The organism is Peribacillus sp. 05N428, assembly GCF_056397085.1.
The window spans coordinates 1-25,670 of record NZ_JBFTMS010000041.1 but is presented as its reverse complement, the minus strand read 5'-3'; the positions used below and the strand labels follow the sequence as shown (position 1 = coordinate 25,670).

General features: G+C 41.9%; 26 protein-coding genes and 1 riboswitch. Of the genes, 10 read left to right on the top strand and 16 right to left on the bottom strand.

Features of this window, described 5'->3' with window-relative positions:
• Positions 1–280: 280 nt before the first annotated feature.
• From glpK to AC1DIV_RS24555, 4 genes are all read right to left on the bottom strand, one after another.
• Positions 281–1,771, bottom strand: a complete 1,491-nt coding sequence (gene glpK / locus AC1DIV_RS24570; protein ID WP_048683285.1) for a glycerol kinase GlpK — start codon at positions 1,769–1,771, stop codon at positions 281–283.
• Between the two features lie 21 nt (positions 1,772–1,792).
• Entirely contained in the window at positions 1,793–2,617 is an 825-nt protein-coding gene (locus AC1DIV_RS24565; RefSeq protein WP_053536671.1) for an MIP/aquaporin family protein, read from the bottom strand.
• Between the two features lie 226 nt (positions 2,618–2,843).
• Positions 2,844–3,386 carry a glycerol-3-phosphate responsive antiterminator gene (locus tag AC1DIV_RS24560; protein ID WP_048683275.1) on the bottom strand — a complete coding sequence of 181 codons (543 nt, stop codon included), beginning with the start codon at positions 3,384–3,386 and terminating at the stop codon, positions 2,844–2,846.
• Positions 3,387–3,559: 173 nt separating this feature from the next.
• On the bottom strand, positions 3,560–3,979 hold the full coding sequence (locus tag AC1DIV_RS24555) for a hypothetical protein (RefSeq protein WP_477577607.1): 420 nt from the start codon (positions 3,977–3,979) through the stop codon (positions 3,560–3,562).
• Between the two features lie 156 nt (positions 3,980–4,135).
• A riboswitch (SAM riboswitch) is annotated at positions 4,136–4,237 on the top strand.
• A gap of 81 nt (positions 4,238–4,318) precedes the next feature.
• Between AC1DIV_RS24555 and AC1DIV_RS24550 the strand changes: the two genes are divergently transcribed.
• Positions 4,319–5,422, top strand: coding sequence for a 5-methyltetrahydropteroyltriglutamate--homocysteine S-methyltransferase (locus AC1DIV_RS24550; RefSeq protein WP_340877909.1), 1,104 nt, complete (start codon positions 4,319–4,321; stop codon positions 5,420–5,422).
• Between the two features lie 53 nt (positions 5,423–5,475).
• Here AC1DIV_RS24550 and AC1DIV_RS24545 read toward each other — a convergent pair whose 3' ends face one another.
• Positions 5,476–6,354, bottom strand: coding sequence for a LysR family transcriptional regulator (locus AC1DIV_RS24545; protein WP_421163252.1), 879 nt, complete (start codon positions 6,352–6,354; stop codon positions 5,476–5,478).
• A gap of 115 nt (positions 6,355–6,469) precedes the next feature.
• On the opposite strand from AC1DIV_RS24545, the gene AC1DIV_RS24540 reads away from it, so the two are divergent.
• Positions 6,470–7,930 (top strand): aldehyde dehydrogenase family protein, encoded by a 1,461-nt coding sequence (locus AC1DIV_RS24540; RefSeq protein ID WP_202186970.1) that lies wholly within the window; start codon positions 6,470–6,472, stop codon positions 7,928–7,930.
• 99 nt (positions 7,931–8,029) lie between these two features.
• Here the strand turns inward: AC1DIV_RS24540 and AC1DIV_RS24535 are convergent, their stop codons facing one another.
• From AC1DIV_RS24535 to AC1DIV_RS24525, 3 genes are all read right to left on the bottom strand, one after another.
• Positions 8,030–8,557: a hypothetical protein gene (locus AC1DIV_RS24535; RefSeq protein ID WP_477577605.1), complete on the bottom strand. Its 528-nt coding sequence runs from the start codon at positions 8,555–8,557 to the stop codon at positions 8,030–8,032.
• Between the two features lie 255 nt (positions 8,558–8,812).
• On the bottom strand, positions 8,813–9,913 hold the full coding sequence (locus tag AC1DIV_RS24530) for a CaiB/BaiF CoA transferase family protein (RefSeq protein WP_477577603.1): 1,101 nt from the start codon (positions 9,911–9,913) through the stop codon (positions 8,813–8,815).
• 243 nt (positions 9,914–10,156) lie between these two features.
• The gene (locus tag AC1DIV_RS24525; RefSeq protein ID WP_048683255.1) at positions 10,157–11,638 is read right to left on the bottom strand and encodes an amino acid permease; all 1,482 of its coding nucleotides are present in this window, start codon (positions 11,636–11,638) and stop codon (positions 10,157–10,159) included.
• Between the two features lie 442 nt (positions 11,639–12,080).
• Between AC1DIV_RS24525 and AC1DIV_RS24520 the strand changes: the two genes are divergently transcribed.
• Together AC1DIV_RS24520 and AC1DIV_RS24515 are read left to right on the top strand one after the other, a co-directional pair.
• Complete coding sequence (locus AC1DIV_RS24520) at positions 12,081–13,706, top strand: M4 family metallopeptidase (protein WP_063595899.1); 1,626 nt, start codon at positions 12,081–12,083, stop codon at positions 13,704–13,706.
• 282 nt (positions 13,707–13,988) lie between these two features.
• A complete protein-coding gene (locus AC1DIV_RS24515; protein WP_063595898.1) occupies positions 13,989–14,390 on the top strand; it encodes an SET domain-containing protein in 402 nt (133 codons plus the stop codon).
• 150 nt (positions 14,391–14,540) lie between these two features.
• On the opposite strand, the gene AC1DIV_RS24510 is transcribed toward AC1DIV_RS24515, so the two are convergent.
• Positions 14,541–14,729: a hypothetical protein gene (locus AC1DIV_RS24510; RefSeq protein WP_063234131.1), complete on the bottom strand. Its 189-nt coding sequence runs from the start codon at positions 14,727–14,729 to the stop codon at positions 14,541–14,543.
• Positions 14,730–14,818: 89 nt separating this feature from the next.
• Positions 14,819–16,054 (bottom strand): beta-N-acetylhexosaminidase, encoded by a 1,236-nt coding sequence (gene nagZ / locus AC1DIV_RS24505; RefSeq protein ID WP_477577601.1) that lies wholly within the window; start codon positions 16,052–16,054, stop codon positions 14,819–14,821.
• 169 nt (positions 16,055–16,223) lie between these two features.
• Between nagZ and AC1DIV_RS24500 the strand changes: the two genes are divergently transcribed.
• Positions 16,224–16,577 carry a hypothetical protein gene (locus tag AC1DIV_RS24500; protein ID WP_477577599.1) on the top strand — a complete coding sequence of 118 codons (354 nt, stop codon included), beginning with the start codon at positions 16,224–16,226 and terminating at the stop codon, positions 16,575–16,577.
• A gap of 65 nt (positions 16,578–16,642) precedes the next feature.
• On the opposite strand, the gene AC1DIV_RS24495 is transcribed toward AC1DIV_RS24500, so the two are convergent.
• Entirely contained in the window at positions 16,643–17,425 is a 783-nt protein-coding gene (locus tag AC1DIV_RS24495) for a TrmB family transcriptional regulator (protein ID WP_275731433.1), read from the bottom strand.
• 214 nt (positions 17,426–17,639) lie between these two features.
• On the opposite strand from AC1DIV_RS24495, the gene AC1DIV_RS24490 reads away from it, so the two are divergent.
• Both AC1DIV_RS24490 and AC1DIV_RS24485 read left to right on the top strand, forming a co-directional pair.
• The gene (locus tag AC1DIV_RS24490) at positions 17,640–18,425 is read left to right on the top strand and encodes a TSUP family transporter (protein WP_477577597.1); all 786 of its coding nucleotides are present in this window, start codon (positions 17,640–17,642) and stop codon (positions 18,423–18,425) included.
• A 91-nt stretch (positions 18,426–18,516) separates the two neighbouring features.
• The gene (locus AC1DIV_RS24485) at positions 18,517–19,455 is read left to right on the top strand and encodes an oxidoreductase (RefSeq protein WP_477577595.1); all 939 of its coding nucleotides are present in this window, start codon (positions 18,517–18,519) and stop codon (positions 19,453–19,455) included.
• A gap of 77 nt (positions 19,456–19,532) precedes the next feature.
• Here AC1DIV_RS24485 and AC1DIV_RS24480 read toward each other — a convergent pair whose 3' ends face one another.
• Positions 19,533–19,973 carry a peptidylprolyl isomerase gene (locus tag AC1DIV_RS24480; RefSeq protein ID WP_034310415.1) on the bottom strand — a complete coding sequence of 147 codons (441 nt, stop codon included), beginning with the start codon at positions 19,971–19,973 and terminating at the stop codon, positions 19,533–19,535.
• A gap of 162 nt (positions 19,974–20,135) precedes the next feature.
• On the opposite strand from AC1DIV_RS24480, the gene AC1DIV_RS24475 reads away from it, so the two are divergent.
• A complete protein-coding gene (locus tag AC1DIV_RS24475) occupies positions 20,136–21,128 on the top strand; it encodes an NADPH:quinone oxidoreductase family protein (protein ID WP_477577593.1) in 993 nt (330 codons plus the stop codon).
• 37 nt (positions 21,129–21,165) lie between these two features.
• On the opposite strand, the gene AC1DIV_RS24470 is transcribed toward AC1DIV_RS24475, so the two are convergent.
• The 3 genes from AC1DIV_RS24470 to AC1DIV_RS24460 all read right to left on the bottom strand — a co-directional run bounded on the left by AC1DIV_RS24470 (position 21,166) and on the right by AC1DIV_RS24460 (position 23,698).
• The gene (locus AC1DIV_RS24470) at positions 21,166–22,632 is read right to left on the bottom strand and encodes a PAS domain-containing sensor histidine kinase (protein ID WP_477577591.1); all 1,467 of its coding nucleotides are present in this window, start codon (positions 22,630–22,632) and stop codon (positions 21,166–21,168) included.
• Between the two features lie 146 nt (positions 22,633–22,778).
• Positions 22,779–23,207, bottom strand: a complete 429-nt coding sequence (locus AC1DIV_RS24465) for a cell wall hydrolase (protein ID WP_034310408.1) — start codon at positions 23,205–23,207, stop codon at positions 22,779–22,781.
• Positions 23,208–23,428: 221 nt separating this feature from the next.
• The gene (locus AC1DIV_RS24460) at positions 23,429–23,698 is read right to left on the bottom strand and encodes a DUF1292 domain-containing protein (RefSeq protein ID WP_477577589.1); all 270 of its coding nucleotides are present in this window, start codon (positions 23,696–23,698) and stop codon (positions 23,429–23,431) included.
• 326 nt (positions 23,699–24,024) lie between these two features.
• Here AC1DIV_RS24460 and AC1DIV_RS24455 point away from each other — a divergent pair, with 326 nt between their 5' ends.
• Entirely contained in the window at positions 24,025–24,411 is a 387-nt protein-coding gene (locus tag AC1DIV_RS24455; RefSeq protein ID WP_055348503.1) for a VOC family protein, read from the top strand.
• 165 nt (positions 24,412–24,576) lie between these two features.
• Positions 24,577–24,879 carry a hypothetical protein gene (locus tag AC1DIV_RS24450; protein WP_477577587.1) on the top strand — a complete coding sequence of 101 codons (303 nt, stop codon included), beginning with the start codon at positions 24,577–24,579 and terminating at the stop codon, positions 24,877–24,879.
• A 307-nt stretch (positions 24,880–25,186) separates the two neighbouring features.
• On the opposite strand, the gene AC1DIV_RS24445 is transcribed toward AC1DIV_RS24450, so the two are convergent.
• A complete protein-coding gene (locus tag AC1DIV_RS24445) occupies positions 25,187–25,357 on the bottom strand; it encodes a hypothetical protein (RefSeq protein ID WP_156500230.1) in 171 nt (56 codons plus the stop codon).
• Between the last annotated feature and the right edge of the window lie 313 nt (positions 25,358–25,670).

Here is a 25,670-nt window from a genome sequence, read left to right as displayed (position 1 = left end):
ATTCTATTGTTTTTTGTATGAATTGGCGCTGTTCACTCGTGAATTCTGCACTTTTACTCGTGAATTCGGTCATTATATTCAATTGGTTCATTTGTTCGCATAAGTTATATAGATATTAATATCCCTAATCTGCCGTTAAAAACAAAAAAAGAGACCATAAATGCACATTATCGAATTAACGATAACGCATTCATGGTCTCTCCTGTTCTCCGGCCGAGTTATTAACTTGATTTCATTATATCATACTCCAGCTCATTTGAGAAAGGATACATGTTGTTTTTTATTTAAACGCCATAGCGGCATGTACGGCTTTCTTCCAGCCTTCATATAATTTTTCACTTTCTTGCTCTTCCATGGATGGTTCAAAGGTTTTGTCCACCGCCCATTGCCGGGAGATTTCTTCTTGATCCTTCCAATACCCGACAGCAAGGCCGGCTAGGTATGCAGCACCTAATGCTGTAGTTTCGTTTATGGTCGGCCTCTCGACGGGCACACGTAATAAGTCGCCCTGGAATTGCATCAAGAAGTCATTCTTGACTGCCCCGCCATCCACTCTTAATGTTTGCAGCTCGATTCCTGAATCCGCCTCCATTGCATCAAGGACATCCTTCGTTTGATACGCAAGTGATTCAAGTGTGGCGCGAATGAAATGTTCTTTTGATGTGCCGCGCGTCAAACCAAAAACGGCTCCCCGCACTTCACTGTCCCAATATGGAGTTCCAAGTCCTACGAAAGCTGGTACCACATATACTCCATCCGTACTTTCCACCCGTTTTGCATAGGCCTCGCTGTCCTTGGCATCATGCAGCATCCGCAGGCCATCGCGCAGCCATTGGATGGCGGAGCCAGCTACGAATATACTGCCTTCCAGTGCATATTCGACCTTCCCATTCAAGCCCCAAGCAAGGGTCGTCAATAGTCCGTGTTCGGAGCTGACAGCCTTGGTTCCTGTATTCATGAGCATGAAACAGCCTGTTCCATACGTATTTTTAGCCATTCCTTCATTAAAGCAGGCTTGGCCGAATAATGCTGCCTGCTGATCACCGGCTGCCCCGGCGATCGGAATCGATTGGCCGAAGAAATGATAGTCGATCGTACGTGCATATTCCTCTGAGGAAGGCCTCACTTCCGGCAGCATCGACTTTGGTACAGTCAATATCTCAAGCAGTTCTTCATCCCATTTCAGTTCATGTATATTGTACATCAATGTCCGGGATGCATTGGAATAGTCCGTTACATGAGCCTTGCCTCCTGATAGCTTCCAGATCAGCCAAGTATCGATGGTACCGAATAACAGCTTGCCTTCATCCGCCTTTTGCCGCGCCCCTTCCACATTATCGAGGATCCATTTCACTTTCGTTCCGGAAAAATAGGCATCTATCAACAATCCCGTTTTATCCCGGAATAAATCATTAAGTCCCTTTTCCTTCAACTCATCACAGATTCCACTTGTTTGCCTGGACTGCCATACAATCGCATTATAGACAGGCGTACCTGTTTCCTTATCCCAAACGACTGCCGTTTCACGCTGATTGGTGATCCCGATACCGGCAATTTGCTCTGGTTTCACACCGGATTCAGATAGTACACCGGCAATCACCGCCAGGATCGATCCCCAAATCTCATTGGCGTTATGCTCGACCCAGCCTGGTTTAGGGAAATGCTGCGTGAATTCCTTTTGAGAGGAATGGACGATTTCCCCCTTTTCATTAAATAAAATCGCCCTCGAACTTGTTGTTCCTTGATCTAATGATAAAATGTATTTTTCCATTGTGTATGCCCCTCCTTTTAATTAACTAGCGATATTTCTGCTATCCATTTCATGTGACTGTTTTTTACCAAAAGCATAGGCTACTATCAATAGTACCAGGCTTGCACCCATAACAGACCAAAATCCTGCCGTTATTTCCCCCATAAAAAATGCTTTATAACAAACGGCACCAAGTGAACCCCCTACAATCGGTCCAACGACCGGAATCCATGAATAGCCCCAGTTGGAATTGCCTTTACCAGGTATCGGCAGCAAAAAGTGAGCGATGCGAGGCCCCAGGTCGCGGGCCGGGTTAATGGCGTATCCTGTCGTTCCCCCAAGTGACATCCCGATCACGACAATCAATAACCCTACTGCGAATGGGTTTAGACCCTCTGTAAAATCATTGGCCCCTATAAATAATAGACCAAGAATAAGGATGAAAGTTCCAATCATCTCACTTAGTAGATTTGAAAATGTGTGCGGGATTGCAGGTGAAGTCGCGAACACACCAAGCTTCGCCCCTGGATCATCCGTAGCTTTCCAGTGTGGTAAATAGTGCAGGAATACTAGAGTTGCGCCGAGTATCGCGCCAATCATCTGGGCAACGATGTAACCGGGCACATCACTCCAAGGAAATTCTCCAATAATGGCAAACCCAACTGTGACCGCCGGGTTTAAATGCGCCCCGCTTATGGACCCCACTGCAAAAACACCCATGGTAACAGCCAATCCCCATGCAATCGTGATAACGATCCAGCCGGCATCTTTTGCATAGGAACCCTTTAAGGATGAACCTGCCCCAATACCTGCTCCGAATAAAACTAAAATCATCGTGCCTAACACTTCTCCCCAAAATGGAGTCATGATAAAACCCTCCCCTGATAATTTTTTAAACCTTGCCAACAAATAAAAGGAGATCCACAGCAGAACTATCTTCATAAAAAAATTATGAATAGATCTGTTGTGAATCTCCTAGTCTCCGTCACATATATTAACTTGTACTGTAAAATATACTAGGTTATGAAAACGCTGTCAATAATTTGTGAGAAATTAATCTATTTTTTCTGTAATTTTTTTCAATTTTTCCCAATTAGACGATATCCCATAATTCAGTTTTTGAAGTGGTGATTGACGAGGCGCCGGCATCAAGTGCATTCAGGACTTCATCCGAGGTACGTATGAGGCCGCCTGCAAAAATCGGTGTCTGCAATCTTTCCTTCACTTCTTTTATCATCCATGGCATGGCGCCCGGCAATACTTCGATATAATCCGGCTTTGTTTTCTGCACCAGCTTATAACTTTTCTCAAGCGCGTGTGAGTCTATTAAAAAGATTCGCTGGATGGCAATGACCCCCTTTTGCTTCGCCTTCAATATAACGCTTGATTTAGTCGAAATCAGCCCATAGGGGTTATATTCCTGACAAATGAATTCCGTCGCGTACTCATCACTTCTTATGCCATGGATCAAATCGACATGATAAATCATTTTCTTATTATGCTGCTTTGCCATCATACTTACATTTTTCAATTGTGAGATATGCAAATCAAGAAACACACCTATTTCATAGGAACTTTCTAGAAATCTTTCGAAATCCTTCATGCTTGCTGAAGCAGGCAAAATCTTCTGATCCATCATTATCCTCCTCATTCCCAGAAAAACTCAAAACTTCAAGTCATTTAGTATATTTTAAAGAGCTTGATTTATCAAACACATTTTTTTCATGAACCATGTCATCTTAACACTATCATACCTGGCAAACCCTTTATAGGTTACGGCTAAGGATATATGTAAAATATCCCCTTAAATCATATAGAAAGATTCATTTTCAATGCACCTTCGGCGAGTTCATACGATTTAATTGTGCCAATCGGAATTTTCCTCACGATGCTCCAAGCATTAACATTCATTTTGATTGCTCTTTTTTCATATTCAAAAAATGGCGGTCTGTTAAATATCCTTTGGTTGATGAAATTCCTGTCAACGGGTTCCATTTCCACTAATTCAAATGAAATCGTTCTTTTTTCCACATGAACCGGTTTTAATGTAATCCGGAAAGCCACGTTTTTCTTAAACATCATTTTTTTCACTTCCATCATTCCGGAAAGCACAATATGCCTTGGCGTAATCTCGACTTTAATATCCTGACCAGATGATTTCATTCTTATGATTCTCTCTATCATGGCTTCAGTTACCGTAATCGGTATGCCATTTTTGAATGGACTCATCCTTGCATCCCCTCCCCACTCAAAGCATATGCCGGATTCCCTGATGCCGTTAACATTTCAGCCCAGATTAATAAACGGTATATTCGAAATATTCCAGCTCCACCCCTTGACCTTCATAAAAACTACCTGTATAGTCATAGTTAATTTAATAGACAACTCTTATCCAGAGAGGTGGAGGGACTGGCCCTTTGATGCCTCAGCAACAGACTGATCTTGTACTGTGCTAATTCCAGAAGTGTAAAAACTTGAAGATAAGAAGAGTATATAGCTTTGTTGCCAACACCTCTTCTTATTTTTAAGGAGAGGTTTTTTATTTTTAAAAGGAAAGAAGGAATCAACATGTCAATCACATTAACGAAAGCACCATTCAGGGCGGACCACGTCGGAAGTTTATTAAGACCGGAACGTTTACATATTGCCAGAAAGGACTTTAAGGAAGGTACCATTTCAGCTGAGCGGCTTCGTGAAATTGAAACTGAAGAAATCAAACGGATCGTCGATAAACAAATTGAAGTTGGTTTAGAGGCCGTTACGGACGGTGAGTTCAGACGAACATGGTGGCACTTTGACTTCCTCGAACATTTAAATGGCATCGAGGGATATGTAACTGAAAAAGGCCTCACATTCGATGGTGTGGAAACAGAGAGATATAATGTTCGCAATACCGGGAAGGTTTCATTCAACCCTGAACATCCCTTCATTCGTGATTTCATTGAATTGAACAAAATAGTGAACGGACGTGCCGTTGCCAAGCAAACCATCCCCAGTCCGAATCAATTATTTGCTGCAGGCATTCATAATGAAGACGTCTACCCTGATATCGAAGACTATGCAAATGATATCATCAAAGCCTATCAGCATGCTTTGAAAGCCTTTTATGAAGCAGGTGTGCGTTATCTTCAATTGGATGATGTATATATTGCCAGACTTTCAGCTCCGGATTTCCAGTTCAAGGATGGAAAATATACGAGGGAACAATTAATTGATCTTGCACTTCGGGTCATTAATGGCGCATTGGAAGGCAAACCAGAAGACCTTATCGTCACTACCCACCTATGTCGCGGAAACTACCAGTCGACATGGGCGTTTGAAGGAAGCTATGCCCGTATCGCCCCAACTTTATTGGCAAAAGAAAAAGTGGATGGATTCTTCTTGGAATATGATGATCAACGCTCAGGGGATTTCAAACCATTGGAATACATTCCAAATGGCGGTGCACGGGTCGTACTGGGTGTCGTCACTTCAAAAAATGGGGAAATCGAGGACAAGGAAGCTGTTAAGGCACGCATTAAAGAAGCATCGCACTTCGTTCCGCTCGAACAATTATGCTTAAGCCCTCAATGCGGCTTCGCCTCCACACATCACGGCAACAAGCTAACCGAAGCACAGCAATGGGAAAAACTGAAATTCGTCGTTGATGTAGCAAAAGAAGTATGGGAATGATTCATCCTTAAATGTAAAGTAAAAGCTAGGCATTAGGAAGGCCTAGCTTTTCTTCAAAACAACTCAATAAAATGTTTTGCCGTTTTGGAAAGATAACGATCTTGTCTAAAAACCAAGGCTATATTCGATTGAATTGAAGAATCGATAATATCCAGCACTTTCACTCCTTTTATAATATGGGGTGAAACAGCTGATTTTGGAACAATACTCGCCCCAACTCCAGCTGCAACCAGAGAGAGCAGAACATTTACATCATGGCATTCGCATAAAATATTTAGCTGTATTTCCCGCTTTTTAAATTCCTCGATAATTTCCTCGTAAATACCTGGTCCTTTTTCCCTATGCACTAAAAGCAATGGGATGTTTTCAATATCCTTTAAATGAACCCTATCCTTCGAAGTGAAGCTGTCCCAATCCTCAGGTACAACAAAAACATTGGGCACTTGTCCTAAGTTCAAACTGGAAAGACCCTTCATCTCGACAGGTAAATGAACAATGGCAAGTTCGATATCCTGATTCTCCAAATAATTACTTATTTCATATGGATCTCCTGCGAATATTTTAAAGGAAACTGAAGGATATTTTTTCTTGAAACTATTAATTTTATCAGGTAAATAAGACATATACGCAAGTACGGAACCTACTGAAAGTGTACCTTTAATTCCCTCACCCGTTTCCTTCACTTCGAGCAAGGAGTCCTCGAAATATTGCAGCATATCCTTAGCCTTCTCGTAAAGTACCCTCCCAGCTTCGGTCAACTCCATACTTTTACCGTTCCTTTTTCGCTCAAGTAAAGTAGTCCCTAATTCTTCTTCCATAAGGCGGAGCTGCTGGCTTAATGGCGGCTGTGACATATTCAACTTTTTGGCTGCACGGGAAACCTGGCCTTCTTCTGCAAGAATGAGAAAATATCGTAATTGTCTAATATCCATATTGGCACCTCTGATATATATGTATATCGTATATAAACTTAATTATATAGATATTTTAAATATGATACAAACAGCAGTAAAATATATTTGTTTACAACATAAAGGGGTGTTCAAAATGGAGAAATTCAAGGATCTAAACAAAAGCTTCATCAATGGGGAATGGATGGAAGGCTTAAGTCAACGCAGATATAATATTTTAAACCCATACAATAATGCCGTGATTTCAAATGTGAGCTTGGCTACATCAAAACAGCTCGAAGAATCATTTGAAATAGCAAAGAATGCTCAAAAAGGTTGGGCAAAAACATCAGCCGAAAAACGTCGTCAGGTCCTGCTTAAAGTTGGTGAATTCCTGCAGGAAAACCGGAATGAAATCGTTGAAATGATTTCCCGTGAAACAGGCGGATCGCTTATTAAAGCAAACGTTGAATTTCAGCTTACTATGGAAATAGTCGAAGAATCTACTAACATGGTGGATGAAATATATCAAATGCATGAGGTTCCGTCAGCTATAGAGCATAAAGTCAATCATATACATCGTCTGCCACTAGGAGTTATCTCTTCAATATCTCCGTTTAACTTTCCGATGAACTTGTCAATGAGAACCATCGCACCAGCCATTGCATTAGGAAATGCAGTCGTTCATAAACCGGACGTTCAAGTTGGATTTACTGGAGGAATCATCATCGCTGCAGCATTTGAATATGCCGGTCTTCCAAAAGGGGTCTTTAATATGATCCTTACTGACCTGGAAGAAATCGGTGATGGCATGCTGACAAACCCGATTCCTAAATTAATCAGCTTCACAGGCTCTACTCCTGTAGGACAGCACATCGGGGCCATTGCAGGGAAAAACCTAAAACGAGTTGCGCTGGAGCTCGGCGGTAATAATCCTTTCATTGTATTATCTGATGCAGATGTGGACCGTGCCGTTGATGCTGCAATCTTCGGGAAGTACATTCACCAAGGACAGATTTGCATGTGCATTAACCGCATAATCGTGCATAAAGACCTTTACGAAGACTTTACTGCAAAATTCGTTGAACGTGCAAAAGCTCTTCCATTTGGTGACCAATTAGATCCTAAAACAATCATTGGACCACTTGTCAACGAGCGTCAACTAGAAAAAGTACAACAAATCATCGAGGAAACTAAAGCTGCCGGGGTCAATGTTGCACTTGAGGGAAAACGCATTGGCAATGTGCTGACACCAACTATTTTCCGGGATGTACAGAACTCGGATAAAATCGCACAAACAGAAATGTTTTCTCCTGTCGTGTCCATCATTCGAACAGAAACGGATGAAGAAGCCATTGATATCGCCAATGACACCATTTATGGTTTAAGTTCGGCTATCTTCACTTCTGATCTGGAAAAGGGCGAACGCTTAGGGTTACAAATCGACAGCGGAATGACACACATCAATGATCAAACCGTTAATGATGGAACGAACATACCATTCGGCGGGAACAAAATGAGTGGTTTAGGCAGATTTGGAAGCCCATGGATTGTCGAAGAATTCACTGTTACGAAATGGATTTCCCTTCAAACACACTATCGCGAATATCCATTTTAACCATTAATTCATCGGGCATCTGATACAACCTTTTGGGATGTATACAGATGCCTTTTTTCAGTGCAAAAAAAAAAGAACGGCCATCTGCACGTTCCCTTTTTACTTGCAGCTATCATCTTCATCCTCCATTTTCTTCACGAATATATCATCCGTCACCCTATCTTCCAGCTTATTCCTCAAGGCTAATTCCGCAGCCTTCCCATCACTAGGCGATCCGTCCGAGAAATACATCGGAAACAGGGAGAAAAACATAATATAAAAAGAAAAATAGATAAATTGATACCAGATTACCGAGCTGTCCAGGATATTCTGATACACTAAGCTATATATGATCAGCATGCTGATCAAATTAAAGATAGACCCCCCTAAATAGATCATGGTATTCGTCAATCGATTATCATGTTTCAATCCCTTGAACTCGCAAGTACCATTCCAAAAATAATATTTCCTCACTTCTATGTTCCGAAAGGCGAAAAGCTTATTACCACACCCGATCAAGATCTTCTTTTCTGATCCCCCAAAGATCGTAACAAAGAAAATATGCCCGCTCAAATGTATCAGTGTAACGATCGGCATGATCAAAAAAAAGGAAAATAGAAATTTAATGATATCAGAGAGACCAAACATATTTAACTAACCCTCCTTACCAGCGATTTCCTTACCAGGATGCTACTCTGATACCCTGCCCACACTGGTTATAACTAGTAAATTTTCACAGTGGGAATATGTTGCTTTCCACAAATGATAAGAGGATAATTGTTCTCCTTCCTTCGAACTTCGAACGATCATATCGACCCTCCCCCTCCTTTTTCCGGCATTCAAAAAAAACAGGCTATCACCTTCCAAAAAAAACCGGATAAGCGATAGCCTTTACAATTTTATTTAGCGATTGGGGGTGCGAAGGATTTCTGCGTTGTTTTGTCCTGGCTCCAAGCCTGCATGTTTATATTCAGGGGTGAAAACCGATGTTTTGATCGGGCAGGCGATTTGCCTCTGGACATTCCCTTTTCCGTCAGGTACCTCGACGATCATTCCCCTCTCCTTCAATTGGGGATGCTCGGCCGCCTCGGTGAAGGTCAGCACTGGTTCTGCGCAGGCCTCGAATTCAGCGAATATCTCCTGCCATTCCTGAAAATCTCTCTCGCGGAAAGCCAGCCGGACGGCCGTTTTAAACCTGATTCCGCTTTCTTCATCGCTTTTCATGCTCAGCTCATATAAATCGGGTGCACCGATCGCTTCACATAATGCTTTTCGAAAAGGGGGCTCAAGGCTGCCTACCGAAAAATAGCGTCCATCTTTCGTTTCGTAAAAGTCATAAAAAGACCCTCCGTTCAGCATCAGTTTTTCTGGTTCAAGTTCAAGGCCCCTTTGTAAATTCAGAGGTGCGGATATGGCATTCAAGGCAAAACTGCAGTCGGTCATGCTGATGTCGATGGCTTGGCCGAATCCTGTTCTTTCCCTGTGAATGACTGCAGATAATATTCCGATGACAGCATGCAGTGAGCCTCCGGCAAGATCTGCTATTTGGGTTCCGTTTTTTGCCGGGCCGTCCTTTTTTGTACCGGAATAGCCTGATAAGCCAGCAATCGAAATATAATTGATATCATGTCCCGGTCGGTCTTTATAGGGGCCAGTCTGGCCGTAGCCCGTGATGGAACAGTAAATCAGCTTCGGGTTGATCGATTTTAATGCCTCATACCCCAGTCCCAGACGTTCCATGACACCTGGACGGAATTGTTCAATGACGATATCGTATTCCGTCACTAGGTTTCTTACGGATTCGATAGACTCGGATTGTTTTAAATCCAATGTGATCGACTTCTTCGATCTGTTAAGATATTGGTTTACACCCCATGAATCCTTTGTCCCCGGCCTCTCCACCTTCAAAACATCCGCTCCTAAATCAGCTAGCATCAAAGTGGCAAATGGGCCTGGCAGTAACGTTGAAAAGTCCAATACTTTTAAATGAGTCAATAAGGTCATCAGCCGTGCACCTTCCCTTTCCCTTGAAAATAGTAAAAGCCCTCCAGTCGTTCTGTACATGCAATAAAGCCGAGTTTACGATTATCATATAACACCTCCCATAACATTTGTATAAATTTCCATTTAATAAAAATAAAAAGCCAGGAATCAGCTTCCTGGCTTTTGATAATGAGCCTATAGAAAACAAGTAAAAGCCGGACAATTTAAAACTGCATTGTCCGGCTGCTTTTACTTTAAGCTTGTTCATTCATATTTTTTGTCAAAGTCAAATTCGACTTCATCAAGTTTAACGAATTTAGTTTTTCTTACAAATTTATAGCCAAGCCATAGACCAAGGAAAAGCGGGATTCCCAGGTATGCAGCTACAACACTGCCCCAATCGATATGGTCTGAGAAAAAGGCTTGGATATTTTGGGACAGGATGACGATCATGCCGATTAAAATGGCAAAGATCGGTCCAATCGGGAACCATAATGCCTTATATGGCAGCTTTTCCAATGAATGGCCTTGAGCGATGAACGCTTTCCGGAAACGGTAATGGCTGATGGAAATGCCGAGCCAAAAGATGAATCCTGTAATTCCAATGGCATTCATTAACCAAATATACACTTTACCATCGCCGAATATTGAGGCTAAAAAGGCCAGCATGCCGATGGAGCATGTCAAAATCATGCCTGCAACCGGTACGCCGCGTTTATTAAGTTTTGCAAAAATACGCGGTGCTTGCCCATCTTTTGCCATTGAATATAGCATACGCGTAGATGCATATAGACTAGAGTTACCAGCAGATAATACCGCTGTTAAAATGACGGCATTCATAAGCGAAGCGGCAAAGGCCACTCCAGCTTTTTCAAAAATGAGCGTGAATGGGCTTACCATGACGTTATCACCTTGCAAACTCGAGTTCGTATAAGGGATAAGCAGTCCAATTACGAAGATTGCCAATACGTAAAAGAGCAAGATCCTCCAGAAGACACTTTTAATGGCCTTCGGTATATTCCGTGCAGGATCTTCACTTTCCCCGGCAGCCACACCGACAATTTCGGTACCTTGAAAAGAAAAGCCAGCCGCTATGAAAACGATGAAGACACCCATGAACCCGCCCGGGAAAGGAGCGTCATCGACGGTGAAGTTTTTAAAGCCTACCGCTTCGCCGCCCATAATGCCGACGATCATTAGCAGCCCGACGATAATAAAAATAACGATGGCGGTTACTTTTATGAAGGAAAACCAGTATTCCCCTTCACCATATCCTTTAACGGATAAATAGTTCAATAGGAAAATGAGCACCAAGAATGATGAACTCCATAACAATGATGGACTATTCGGAAACCAGAATTTCATGATCATTGTCGAGGCTGCCAACTCTGCGGCTATCGTCATCGACCAATTGAACCAATACGTCCATCCCAAGGCAAAACCAAATGCCGGATCGACGAATTTCGATCCATAGGTGCTGAAAGAGCCGCTTGTCGGCATAAAGGCTGCCAATTCCCCTAAGCTCGTCATCACAAAGTACACCATTGCCCCAACTAAGGCATAAGCAAGTAATGCCCCGCCTGGCCCAGCTGTATGAATGGCTGCCCCGCTGCTGAGGAACAGCCCGGTACCAATAGCCCCGCCAATGGAAATCATCGTTAAATGACGGGACTTCAATCCGCGCTTTAATCCTTGTTCTTCTTGCTTTGGAGGATGCAAGATGTCATTTTCTTGTTTTGGTATCATAATTTTTCATCCCTTTCTATATAAGCGCTTTCATATATGGGGAAATCATTTAATAAATTTTCCTATTTCATAGACTCTCAAATAGACCTAATTTACAATCCGAATTCCTTTTCTGAATATATGCAATTTTCATGCCAAATTTACAAAGCGCAATATTCAACAGATTATCCAAAAAAATGCCTTCAATAGACAAATTTCTTTGCACATTATGCCATGTTTTTTTGCACATTATGCCATGTTTTTTTGCACATTTATTCATTTGGTTTAATTTAAATACATTCCAAATATTACTAAAAGAATATATTCAGAGAATATTTCTATTAAAATCCATTTTTCTCCATTTTATTCCTTTAAATGTCATATTTTTTGCGAGTTTTCTCCATTTGATAATAATTATGAAACGATGTAAAAATGAGGTATTCTCATGAAGGAGTTGAGTGTTATGAAAGGTAAGGTATTTTTAGGAACTGCACTATCAATCGGTCTATTATTTTCTGCTATTCCCCATCAAGAAGCTTTAGCGGCAAAAAATGTGTTAAGTGTTGAAAAGTACAATAAGCATAGGGATTCGCTAGAGTACAAGTCTGGGAAGCTTACGGACCCCTCAAAGCAAACGGCAGAAGATATTATTCTTACCTTTTTTGATGAAAACAAAAAGTCTTACAAGCTAGAAAAGCAAAAGGCGAAGGACTCCTTCACGATCGAGAAAGAAAGCAAGGATGAACTGGGCAATACCGTCCTTAAATTGCAACAAACCTATAAAGGCGTACCAGTATGGAATTCCACACAAGCCGTATTGATTGACGCTAAAGGTGTATTGACCGTCGTGTCCGGTACGGTTGAAGCCAATCTAAACACGAAATTAGGGAAAAAGGCTAAAAAAGGCATCAGTGAATCCGAAGCTATCAAAATAGCTGAAGCGGATCTGGGGTTCACACCTGCCTACGAGCAATCACCTGAATCCGACCTATATGTATACGCAAATGAAGGCAAGGCCGATTATGTATATAAAGTCAATTTGAAATTCTTAAGTCCGGAACCAGGAAATCATAATTATTTCATTTCAGTCAAAACGGGTAAAATCCTGAATAAATATAATACATTGGATGAAGTGACGGGGACCAACTCCGTCGGAACGGGCACTGGCGTCTTAAACAATACGGTGTCGCTGAACACTACCTTATCCAACGGTCAATACTACTTACAAGACAATACACGCGGTAAAGGCATCTACACGTATAACGCCAATAACCGTTCAAGATTGCCTGGTACACTCTTTTCCAACACAACAAATGCTTTTACTGCTTCTGCCGATAAAGCTGCGGTGGATGCCCATTATTATGCGGGTAAAACCTATGATTATTACAAATCCACATTTGGCCGGAACTCCTATGATGGTAATGGAACCATCCTGAAATCAACCGTCCATTATGGCTCAAGATACAATAATGCTTTTTGGGATGGCACCCAAATGGTTTACGGTGATGGAGATGGCACGACGTTCATCCCATTGTCCGGCGGGCTCGATGTCGTTGCGCATGAATTGACGCATGCCGTCACTTCCTCGGAATCGAACCTTACCTATCAATATGAATCCGGTGCTTTGAATGAAGCGATATCTGATATTTTTGGCACTGTCGTAGAATTTAAGAATCAAAGTGCCAAAGCCGATTATTTGGTCGGGGAAGATATTTACACACCTAACATTTCCGGTGATGCACTCCGCTCGATGGCTAATCCAACATTGAATGGGGACCCTGACCATTATTCGAACCGTTATACAGGAACGGGTGATAATGGCGGAGTCCACACGAACAGCGGAATCATTAATAAGGCAGCTTATTTAATCTCTGCAGGCGGAACCCACCATGGCGTGAGTGTATCCGGAATCGGCATCGATAAACTAGGAACCATCTTTTATCGGGCAAACACAACATATTTAACTTCGTCGTCTACTTTTTCACAAGCCAGAGCGGCCGTCATACAATCGGCCTCTGATTTATACGGTTCAAGCAGTGCAGAAGTCACGGCTGTCAAAAATGCCTTTACAGCTGTCGGTGTGAATTAACAGATTTACCCATATATCAAACACCTCCCTAGCTTCCCTTCTAGCGGAGGTTTTTTTTCTTATGTATCGGTCTACCTTCCGAGGATCATTTCGGCCGTTCGTTCCCTTTTTTCGTCCTTGATGTGAAGAATTCCGTCCTACGGTACAGGCGGGGCCTCAATAAAAACAAACTGAGTCGTTTACTAAAAATGATTAATTCCGTAAAATAGTTGCTTTTCTTCTTATTAACTGTCAAGCTTAGATGATCTGGACTATATTGAATAGAACAAGTAGGTGACGAACATGATTGAAGTTAAAACTTCCACACTCAGTGATGGCGAGTTCAATAGAGGCGTATTCGCAACACGAGATATTAAAAAAGGTGAGCTTTTGCATGAGGCACCTGTCATTGCATATCCGAACGAGGAGCATGTTTTCATTGAGAAGACATTGCTGGCTGATTATGCGTTTGAATATGGAATTAACCATACTGCCATGCTTTTAGGCTATGGCATGCTGTTTAATCATTCTTATACACCCAACGCTACGTATGACATAAACTTCAAGAATCATACGTTTGATTTCTTTGCTTACACCGACATAAAAGCAGGAGAGGAAATCCTGATTAATTATAATGGTGAAGTCGATAATGAGGATCCGCTTTGGTTCAATAAAGAAAATGACGGCGAAGAAGAAGCTGAATGATCATAGATCCTTCATGAAAGCACTTGTACTTTTTGAATGCCTGTCCATGGTCTTCGAAAGAAACGAGTGCTTTTCCTTTTACCGGCATGATGAATTCATTAAACCATAAAAAAAGCCCCATTAAGATTAACTTAATGGGGCTATTTCACCTTAACGTACGGATGGGTTACTTGATTTTGTTTTGGTTATTGATTGGAATTGGCTCTTCACCTTGTCAATGGTTTCTGGTGTGGCTAGGGATCTTATTTGACCCATGGTTTTTTCACGGGTTTTCTTATTGCGCATTAAAAATGCGGCTGCTCCTATCAGGACGGTTCCAAGCATTTTGTTTGATGGCATGTAGTTTCCTCCTTCAAGTTAGTCCTAAATAGTATTCCCTCTATCAGCTGATTTAAACAAAGCATCCTTTCGAGAGAGCGGTTTCGCTTTTATTCATCCTCGCTCAGGCTTTCGATGTACTTTATGCTTTCGGGATTTTTCACGACTTTTTCCGCTTGATCCGGGTCAGCTTTCGTTTGCTTCATGTTGTTAAGTTTATATGTCAGCACTCTTTTCACTGACTCGTTAATTCTATCCATTGGGACTTCCCCTGCTTTTACTGCTTGCAGTAAACCGTTATATACCTCAAGCTCATGGGAATATTCATGACAGACAAGTAATAAGTCGGCTCCTGCGAGGATTGCCTGCTTCCCCATCTCATCATAGGAGAAATACTTGTTCACAGCCCCCATTTCCAAATCGTCGGTAACGACAAGTCCCTCATATTTGAGTTTCCCCCGAAGCAGGTCTTCTATGATGATTTTAGAAAGGCTTGCTGGTTTTTCTTTATCATAGGCTGGATATTTAATGTGGGTCACCATCACGAAAAACTTTTGGTTATCCATTTCACTTATGATTTGCTTGAAGGGATAGATATCCGAATTTTCCAGATCAAGTTGGTTTGCCTCCACGGAAGATGTTTCGACATGCGGATCGATTTCGCTGCGTCCGTTTCCAGGAAAGTGCTTCAATGCACCAGTTATCGATACATCATTCAAGCCTTGAATGGCTTTCTTTCCGTATTGATAGACCTTTTCCGGATCTTGCCCAAATGAACGTTTATCCGTTTTCGATAGATCAAGTACAGGGGCAAAATTAATGTTAATCCCCATGGAGCCCAGTTCTGTCCCATTCAATTTGGCCACCTTGTACATGTCTTCAATAGAGGCATTTTTTCCAAGATCCTGTTGCGCAGGGAGGGGCGATACCCTTTCCTTCATCCTGATGATGTCCCCGCCTTCCTGATCGATGGCCACCATCAACGGAAGCGAATGTGCACTTTGATTGGCCGTTTGCTGAAGCGAGTTGGATAACCTGGCCACTTGTTTAGGTGATTTCATATTCCGGTCAAAATAAATGACGCCTCCTATATGTTTTTGTTCGATGAGCTCCGTAATTTCATCGCTCTTTTCAGTCCCCTTGAAACCGACCATCATAAGCTGTCCGATTTTTTCTTCAAGCGTCATTTTATTCAGTAATTTCTCTATTCTCTCATGATTAGCTGCATCGTCGTCTTTCCCTTTTTCCGCTCTGGAATCGACATCCATATTCAACTGAATGAACACGGCTGAAAAAGCGAGGATTGCGATGAAAAGCAGGCCCATAAATATTTTTTTATTCCTCATATTTTGACCTTCTATCCTTTCTTGTTTGCCCTTTTATTGATTTTGTTGCACACTTCTTAATCATGTTCATAAAGTAACGATTCTATATCATCATTGCGGATTTTTTTGCATAAACCATTAGCCGCGTCTAATACTACATACATAGCCTAATTCCAAAGGAGATGCACCCATGAACGGAATCTTGAAGAACATTGCCGTCACTGTCGGTCATGCAGTCGATTATGCAAAAGAAAAAATAACAGCCATTACAGGAACAACTTCTGTTACGATAGCGGAATTGAGTGAGCATATCATCAATCAGCCCGAAACAAAACTAATCAGGAAAGACCTTTTAGGGATACCTTTTTCCTTTTATCATTTACAAATAGAAGACGTTACGTACTATTTGGAAATGAAAAGCTCACAGGTTCTCCAGTTGGATGTTCAAGCGCATAATCATACGATTGTGTCTTACAGGTCTTATCGAGATCAATCCAGCTTGCCCACGGCCATTAAATTTCCTAAAACCCTTTTATCCGAATGACTCTGGTACAAAAATAAAAAAGCTGATATCCCCTGCATATGGGGTTATCAGCTTTTTTTCAAATCTTATAGGGAGAAAAAACGGTCTCTTTCACTTGAAATCCATTTCTCGGCATCTTCTTCATCCTTTTTAACCAAGCGGTTAACGAGGATATCATGCCAAATGTAATTTTCGAGAAAATTGATATGAATGGGATCATCTGTGTAGAACGCCGTTTCTCTCGTTTCGGGCGAAGGGCCGTAAATCGTCTCCTTGCCATCAATGGATAAGATGAACCATTTGTTTTCCCCGATATTTTCCACATAGCTTGTTTGGCGATGTATATCTATACCCGATAATGGGTTTTCAACCTGAAATGCAATCCCCTTGAGCGTGCAATGCGCAGCGACCCCTATTAGCTCTTGTTCAAGTTTTCCATACATCTCGTCCCATAGGGAAACCACCACCCTTTTCTCGGCTTTTTGAATCAAGGTACGGCAGAAGGATAGGATGTGCCCTTCACCTTTAAGCGTCATTACACGATTGTCGGACATCGGTTCGTTTTTCTCGAATTGCTTTAATGTATGGCTGATGGATTGATAGGTATTGTTCCATTTTGACTGAACCGATTCCAAAAAAACATCGACTGGCAGCGGTGAATATTTTATCGAGTCATTGATTTCCTCTTTTAAGACGATTCCTTCTTCTTGCAGTCCATTTAATATTTCATAGATACGGGCCCTTGGAATTCCTGACTCCTTGCTTACTTGATAGGCACTGGTTGGGCCTTGGCGAACCAAAGAAACATAAGCCTTTGCTTCATATTGACTAAACCCGAGAGACTGTAGTTTTTGAATGATATCTTGCATAGTACCTCCTAGTGCTTTGGTAAGTTATATGCCTATCATACCAAATCTCTTATCGAAATCTATTCGATTTCAAACAGTATGGCTCAAATATTCTTATTTACAGAATGGTTCATATTAGTTACTATCTAAATAGTGACTAATATGAACGCGTGGATTATGGCTCCAGCAAAACAAGCATTTCAGCCATAATGCCATTGATACGGAGGCTTCTTGGATGGAAGATATACAAATTTCAACACTTTTGCTGCTGATGTTTTTCGGATTTTTGGCAGCATTCATTGATTCCGTGGTCGGCGGCGGCGGCCTTATTTCGATACCCGCTTTATTATTTTCAGGACTTTCCCCGTCAGCAGCGATCGCTACGAATAAGTTAGCAAGTTCCATGGGGTCCTTAACAAGCACCATTGCATTCATTCGCTCAGGTAAGGTTGATTTCAAATTGGTTTTAAAACTTTTTCCATTGATTTTCATAGGTTCCCTGCTAGGAGCTTGGATTGTCAATTTCGTCTCGCCTGAATTATTAAAGCCAATGATCTTGGTTCTATTAATAGCTATTGCCATTTATACCTTTTTTAAAAAGGACTGGGGCCAGAAATCGACTTACCATACACTCACATGGCAAAAGGCCGGACTATTTGCGTTCGCTATATTTGCCATTGGTTTTTATGATGGCTTTTTGGGCGCTGGAACGGGATCCTTCATTTTGTTTGCCTTTTTAATGATTGGCTTTGATTTTTTGAACTCTGCAGGAAATGCCAAATTTTTGAACTTCGGAAGTAATTTGGCGGCACTGATCATGTTCATATTCCTTGATACCGTCAACTTTTCCTATGGAATTCCAATGGGGATCTCCATGATAGCAGGAGCGTTGGCCGGTTCTAAATTTGCCATTAAGAAAGGGGTGGCATATGTAAGAGTATTATTTATCATCGTAACCGTCATTCTGATCATGAAAAATATATTGGATTATATAATGGCGGCTAATCTTTTAAAAAAATAGACGACAGCACATCGTTCCCCGCACAGAATGTGACATATAGGAATCATTTGGGTATATGATAGGTAAAGACTGTGTGGAAAGGTGTGATTGGATGGTTGAAAAGTGGAATGGCGAAGAAATGGCAGATGTATCGGGGCAAACCATTGTGATTACTGGTGCAAATAGCGGGCTTGGCTTCGAAACGGCTTTTGCTCTGGCCGGTAAGGGGGCAGAGATTATCCTTGCGGTCCGGAATGCTTCAAAGGGTGAAAAGGCGGTCGATAGAATCTTATCGGTCCATCCAAAGGCAAATGTACGTGTGATGGAGCTGGATTTAAGTGACTTGAGCAGCATTCGGCATTTTGCCGCTTCCTTTCAGGAAAACTATGAATCTCTCTCCGTCCTCATCAATAACGCAGGTGTGATGATTCCGCCCTACAGTAGGACGAAGGATGGCTTCGAGCTGCAATTCGGCAGCAATCACCTCGGTCATTTTGCTTTGACAGGCCTCCTTCTTCCGCGTATCCTTTCTACGCCAAAATCGCGTGTGGTCACATTGAGCAGCTTGGCCGCCATCAATGGATATATAGACTTCGAAAATCTAAATGGTGAAAACGGTTATAAACCAATGAAATACTATGGGCAAAGCAAGCTGGCCAATCTACTCTTCGCCCGCGAATTACAGAATAAATTCAACCAGCATGGCGCAACCCCGATCAGTGTTGCCTGTCATCCGGGCCTTTCCCATACTAATCTCATGTCACGCGGTTCTGGCAAACCCATAAATAGATTCGTGCACTTTCTTTCCAAAACCATCACGCAGCCGGCTAGTATGGGGGCATTGCCTACCCTTTATGCCGCAACGGAACCTGCATTGACAGGCGGGGAGTATATCGGACCCGATGGAAAGAAGGGCAGAAAAGGCTTTCCCAGAAAAGACGAGATCATCGACACCTTATATAATGACGAAACGTCGAAAAGATTATGGGATATTTCAGAAACCTTGACAGAGGTCAAATATCGTTTCACTGAAAGCATGACGCCAAAATGACTCTATATTTCCCTGTCTTCGCTCATGAACAGCGCAAAAAGAAAGAGGGAGCATAATGCCCCCTCTTTTCGCTTCCATCATTCAGCGTCAAAAACTTCGACTTTTTCCATTTTGTCGCCATTTTTCATAGCTTTGGCTGTTTCAAGTCCAGAAGTCACTTTACCGAATACTGTGTGAACACCGTTAAGATGCGGTTGTGGTTCATGCACGATAAAGAATTGGCTTGAGCCTGTATCTTTTCCAGCATGTGCCATAGATAGGCTGCCTGCCTCATGTTTATGAGGGTTTCCTTCTGTTTCACATTTGATTTGTGTGCCGCTTCCGCCTGCGCCTGTACCTGTTGGATCTCCGCCTTGGCTTACGAAACCAGGGATTACACGGTGAAAGACTACGCCATTATAAAATCCTGTGTTTGCCAAGTTTTCGAAGTTAGCCACTGTGTTAGGTGCTTCGTTCGGGAAAAGGTCGAATTCGATTTTTTCTCCATTTTCCATAAGTATGTATCCTTTTTTAGCCATGTTAAACATCTCCTTTAATATGAACTGAATCAAATCTAATAGTACCATTTTTAGAAGCAGAAAGAAAAGGAAGCGCTACTTATTTCGAATTGTATCATTATACATTCCTCTATTTTTTATTTTATAATGGGGTAGATTCATTATTATAAGGGGGAACGAACCATGATACAGCAATTTGATGCATTAGTCGTGAACAAGCAAGATGATCAATTCACCGTTAACATTCAGCAGCTATCACTTGATGATCTACCTCAAGGCGAAGTGCTCATCCGTGTTCATTATTCCGGTGTGAACTATAAAGACAGCCTTGCAGCCATTCCAAATGGAAACATTGTCAGCAGCTATCCGATCGTTCCGGGAATTGATATGGCTGGTGTTGTCGTTTCATCTGAGGATTCCCGCTTTAAAGAAGGAGACGAAGTCATTGCGACCTCCTACGGAATTGGCGTTTCCCAATCAGGGGGCTATAGTCAATTTGCCCGTGTTCCTGCAGAGTGGATCGTCCCGCTTCCTGATGGCCTTACAATGAAAGAGGCGATGATCATCGGAACGGCCGGTTTCACTGCAGCACTATCGGTACTGCGGCTGGAAGAAAATAACCTCACACCTGGGCAAGGGAGCGTTCTTGTCACTGGTGCAACTGGCGGGGTCGGCAGTTTTGCCGTCTCGATCCTTTCCAAACTTGGCTATTCCGTTGAGGCGAGTACTGGAAAGGAATCGGAACATGGATATTTGAAGGCAATCGGTGCGTCGACCATTGTATCGCGTGAAGATGTATATGATGGCAAGCTGCGGGCTCTGGGCAAACAGAAGTGGAGCGGGGCGGTAGATCCCGTCGGCGGTGAACCGTTAGCTTCGGTCCTTAGCCAAATCAAGTATGGCGGAGCTGTGGCGGTCAGTGGATTGACAGCTGGGACAAGCCTTCCTGCCACCGTCTTTCCATTCATCCTAAGAGGTGTTAATCTACTTGGGATCGATTCGGTCAATTGCCCGATGAATACAAGATTGAAAGTTTGGCATCGCCTTGCCACCGACTTTAAACTAGAGGATTTGGAACAGCTCGTTCAACAGGAAATTACACTTAAAGAATTGCCTGACGTCCTTCCTACCCTATTAAAAGGGGAAGCAAGAGGCAGGACGATCGTTAAACTATGAACCAAAAAGTGACGAGAGCATGGCTTCTCGTCACTTTTCATTGTGAACTTTCATTGATAGGGAGACTGATATCTACAATCGTCCCTTCTCCCACTTCGCTAGTGAAATGAATTTCCCCATTATGTTCATGGATGATTTTGGTGCTAACCATGAGCCCAAACCCTGTTCCTTTTTCAGATGTGCTATAAAAAGGCTGCCCTAGATGCTTCATGCGCTCATTTGAGATTCCGCAGCCTTGATCAATGAACCGGATCATCGCAGATTCACCTTCATGGTTTAACTGTATATGAAGTTTGCCGCCATTCGGCATGGCTTCTATCGCATTATTGACGACATTCGTGAATACTTGTTTTAACTGATTCGGTTCGCCAAAGACAGATGCCGAATCCGTATTATATTCCTTGATGATTTCGACATCATTCAATATCGCTTGAAACTCGGCTAACGTAATCACACTGTCCAATATCTCGTTAAGCTGAATGAGTTCACAAACCTTCGCTTCAGGCTCTGCTAAACTTAAAAACTCATTGGCCAGGATTTCGATTTTTTCAACTTCACTGACCGTCATTTCAAGATAGTCCTTTTGCTCAGGGTCTTCCCTTAATAATTGCAAAAACCCTTTGACCGTAGTTAATGGATTTCTTATTTCATGTGCGATGCCTGCAGCCATCTGTCCTACCGCCGATAACATATTGGATTTACAGAGCAGCTCTTCGGTCTTTTTACGCTCCGTAATATCCCTACAGAATACCTGTATGGCTGGTTGCCCTTTATAAATAATCGGAAGACCGAGTGTTTCTCCATAAAATTCTTGTCCGTCAAGCCGAATGAACTTTTGTTCCAGTAAACCAACCGCCTGATGATCGTCCCTCATGATTTCGATTCTTCTTTGTACACTTTCCCGGGACTCCAGGTGGACGAAATGAAAAACCGATTTACCGATAATATCTTCCACACTATCCATCCCAAGCATTTTTGCCCCCATGGGATTCATATACTCGATGATCCCATTGCGATGTACAAAAATCGCTTCAGGTGACACCTCCACTAAACTGCGATACCTTTGTTCACTTTCCTTCAAGGCAGCTTCAGCAAGTTTTTGATTCGTAATATCCCGATAAACGAAAACCAATGCGCACGGCTCATTTTCATTATCGCGGATATTAAACAGGGAGATGCTTACATCGATTAACTGGCCATCCTTCCTTAACCTGACCGTTTCAAAGCCTTTCTTTTGTACCCCTGCCTTAATTTGGTCATGCAATTCATTGACTGACTCCTTCAAGAAATCAGGAATAATTGGAAACGGCATGCCAATGAGCTCCTCATTCGTCCATCCGAAAAACTCTTCAAAAGCTGCATTCACCTGAAGGGTCTTTCCTTCCAGATCAACAATGGAAATGGCGTCCGGGTTGTTCTCCATGAAAGACTTGAATTTCTCGGTACTATCCTCCGGCTGTTCTCCCATTTGCCCTTGTCCATAATCAATAAGCCTTTTACTCATCAATTTTTTATTCCTTTCTTATCCGGAAATTTACAGTCTCAATTTTACAGTATCAGTAAATCATTTGCCAGTTTTATCATATGTTTTTTCCAAGTTAAGGATTGATGCACAAAGAGGCCAAACCCCCATAAGGTTCAGCCATTTCCTTAAAATGTATTATAAATATTGGGACATTCTGTACCTGTTGGTTCATAAAAGCAATGGAGCTTGAAACGCCCAACAAGGGGCTGGTTATACCAGGTTGCAGGGCAATCTCCCGGTGGCCTGAAGTACCATAGGCTAAATTTCGAAGGCCATAGCCTTTCGCCGCTTACGCTACGGCGTGCAAGCCTCTTTTCCCTGTCTCTTGCCCGCTGATAAAAATACCCCTTCTGTACAGCCTCAAAGGCATGCTCCTGATAAATCATGTCTGGAATCGTCCTCAACCCTTTGAAATCGGAACAATTCGACCTAATCCGATTGACCCCTACATTACCGATCATCAGCATGCCTTGATCACCTTCACCCTCGCCTTCCGCCCTAAGCAATCTTGCCAATAAGGCAATATCGGCATCAGTGTGCTTTACAACGGCCATCCCATCACCTCCACTTTTTTATCCTATGCCTTTGATATGGAAAAAACTCCGTTTATTAACAAAATCTTCATATGGAGTACACGTCCTATCAATAATACAACCCTATACTTAAGTAAGGCTGGATAGCACGCGTGGCTATCATGGTATTTGGCGAAGGCGGGGCCGATACTTTCCTTATACATATAAAAAAGGCGGCACACATTGTGCCGTCTTTTATCTTGTCATTCTTTCGCTTCAAATGCCACTTCAAACGCCAATGATACCTTTTCGAATTCTTCATCCGATTCGATATCGAGCAGTTCACCTTCGCCTTCGACCCTGAAAAAGAAAATATCGATATCTTCATCCGTATCCTCTTCAATATCTTCAAGCAAGCCTACTGCAACATATTCCGTTCCTTCTACATCCAATGAACCTAAAACCTCAACTTCATGGCCTTCATCACTGTCATCAGTAAGAGTGAAAACTTCACCTTCACGAATTTTTCCCATACAACCTCTCCTCTCCTCTCCTATCCATTAATAATGGAGTTGTTTCCATAGTATATCGACTATTCCATTTAGAAACAAATTTTTGCCCTGGAAAATGATGAATACATTTCTTTCCAAGAAAGAATCTATCAAGAGATTCTATGGAAGAAAAGTATTATCCCATAAGCCATTTGTCATTTTTCATTATTCACCAATACTTTCCCTTTATTAACATCATTTTAAAAATTATCTAAAAACGGCTATAAAAAAGTAATTTAATTCCGAATAATCTTATATATACTACTATTAGCAAGTTGCATACGGATTTAATGAAGGAGGAAGATTTCTTGGCTGTAAAAAGGGTCGATCACATTGGCGTTGTTGTAAAAGATCTTGAAAAATCCATCGCCTTTTATCAAGATGTGCTGGATTTAAAATTAAAGGCACGCATGACTCATACTAATGGAGTGATCGAACTGGCATTCCTCGGTTACGAAGAGTCGGACGAAACAGAAATAGAATTGATTCAGGGATATAGCGACACACTTCCCTCCGAAGCAACGATCCACCATTTTGCCATTACCGTGGATGATATCGAAGAAGAATATGACCGGATCAAAAGCTTGGATAACACCGAACTGATTGATGAAGAGATCGTCACCCTTCCGAATGGTTATCGCTATTTCTACGTATATGGACCGGAAAAAGAGTGGATTGAATTTTTCCAAAGGTAAAAACCATCCTAAAAAGGCAGAGTCTTATAGACTTCTGCTTTTTTTAACGTTCACTCTATTCTTCAAACAAAATTTACAGATAAAACCTTTCTTAACTTACTTGAAGTAATTTCTTAATATACTACATTTATCCTAAAAGTAATCATATTTTTGGAGGTATGCATTTTGGGGAAAATGAGCAAAAAGGTAGCAGGAATTACTTTAGCGGGTGCGGTGGCCATATCATCACTTGGTATTTCAACAATGAAGGAAGATGTCCAGGCTAAAGACAAGAAAAAAGAACCAACCAACGTCATCATGATGGTGATGGATGGAACAAGCACAGGAGCAACAACCCTTTCAAGGTGGTATAAAGGCGATAATCTAGCCATGGACGAAATGCTGTTTGGCGGCATGCGTACATACTCGGCTGAATCGGCGATTACCGAGCCATTCTGCATTACCTCCCATGTAAAAAACACTCTCTAATAATAAAACGTAATCATTACTATTTGCAAGTTTTTTCCAAATTGTCTCAGAATACTTCTCCCGAACCCATGTAATCACGCTTGCTCCGACAGACGGATAAATGAAAAGTGCTGACATTAAAACAAAAAAATTTAAATGGAGGCCCAATCACACATTACATCATGTGTATGGAACCTCCATTGCAGTTTTATCATTTTTAATGTACTTCTATATTTTCAAGCAGCTGATCATTAACAACGTTTCATTATCCAATACATTTTTCTTTTTCTTTGTTGCAAATCGAGAAAAAAATTATTGGCCATTTTGCTTATTCCGCCATTTCCCACCCTGAAGATGTTACTGTCTTTTGTTCAAAAGTTTCAATCTCTCTCTGTTTCGCCAGCTTAGAAGCTTGTGACATGGACCACGTTAAATTCCCAAAGGCAATCACTGTCCCGATCGAGATAACTAACACCTTTTTACAAAGTATTTTCTTCAATAGCTTCCTCCTGAGAATGTATTGGAATACTCTAAATATAAACCAACATTGTTAACCTAACATGTAGCTGCTGTAAATGTACGAAATTATTTCTGTGCATTTTCCTAAACACAAAAAAGCTGAGTGCATATGCAGTCAGCTTTTCATAGGTGTTTCTTATTTATAGGCTGTTTTCGCATACTTTGTTGCTATTTACCAAGTAGTGCGGTGTGGTTGATTTCCCCTCCAGATGCTCGCTTTCCGCGGGGCGGGCGGTGAGCCTCCTCGGCGTAAACGCCTGTGGGGTCTCACCTGTCCCGCTGCTCCCGCAGGA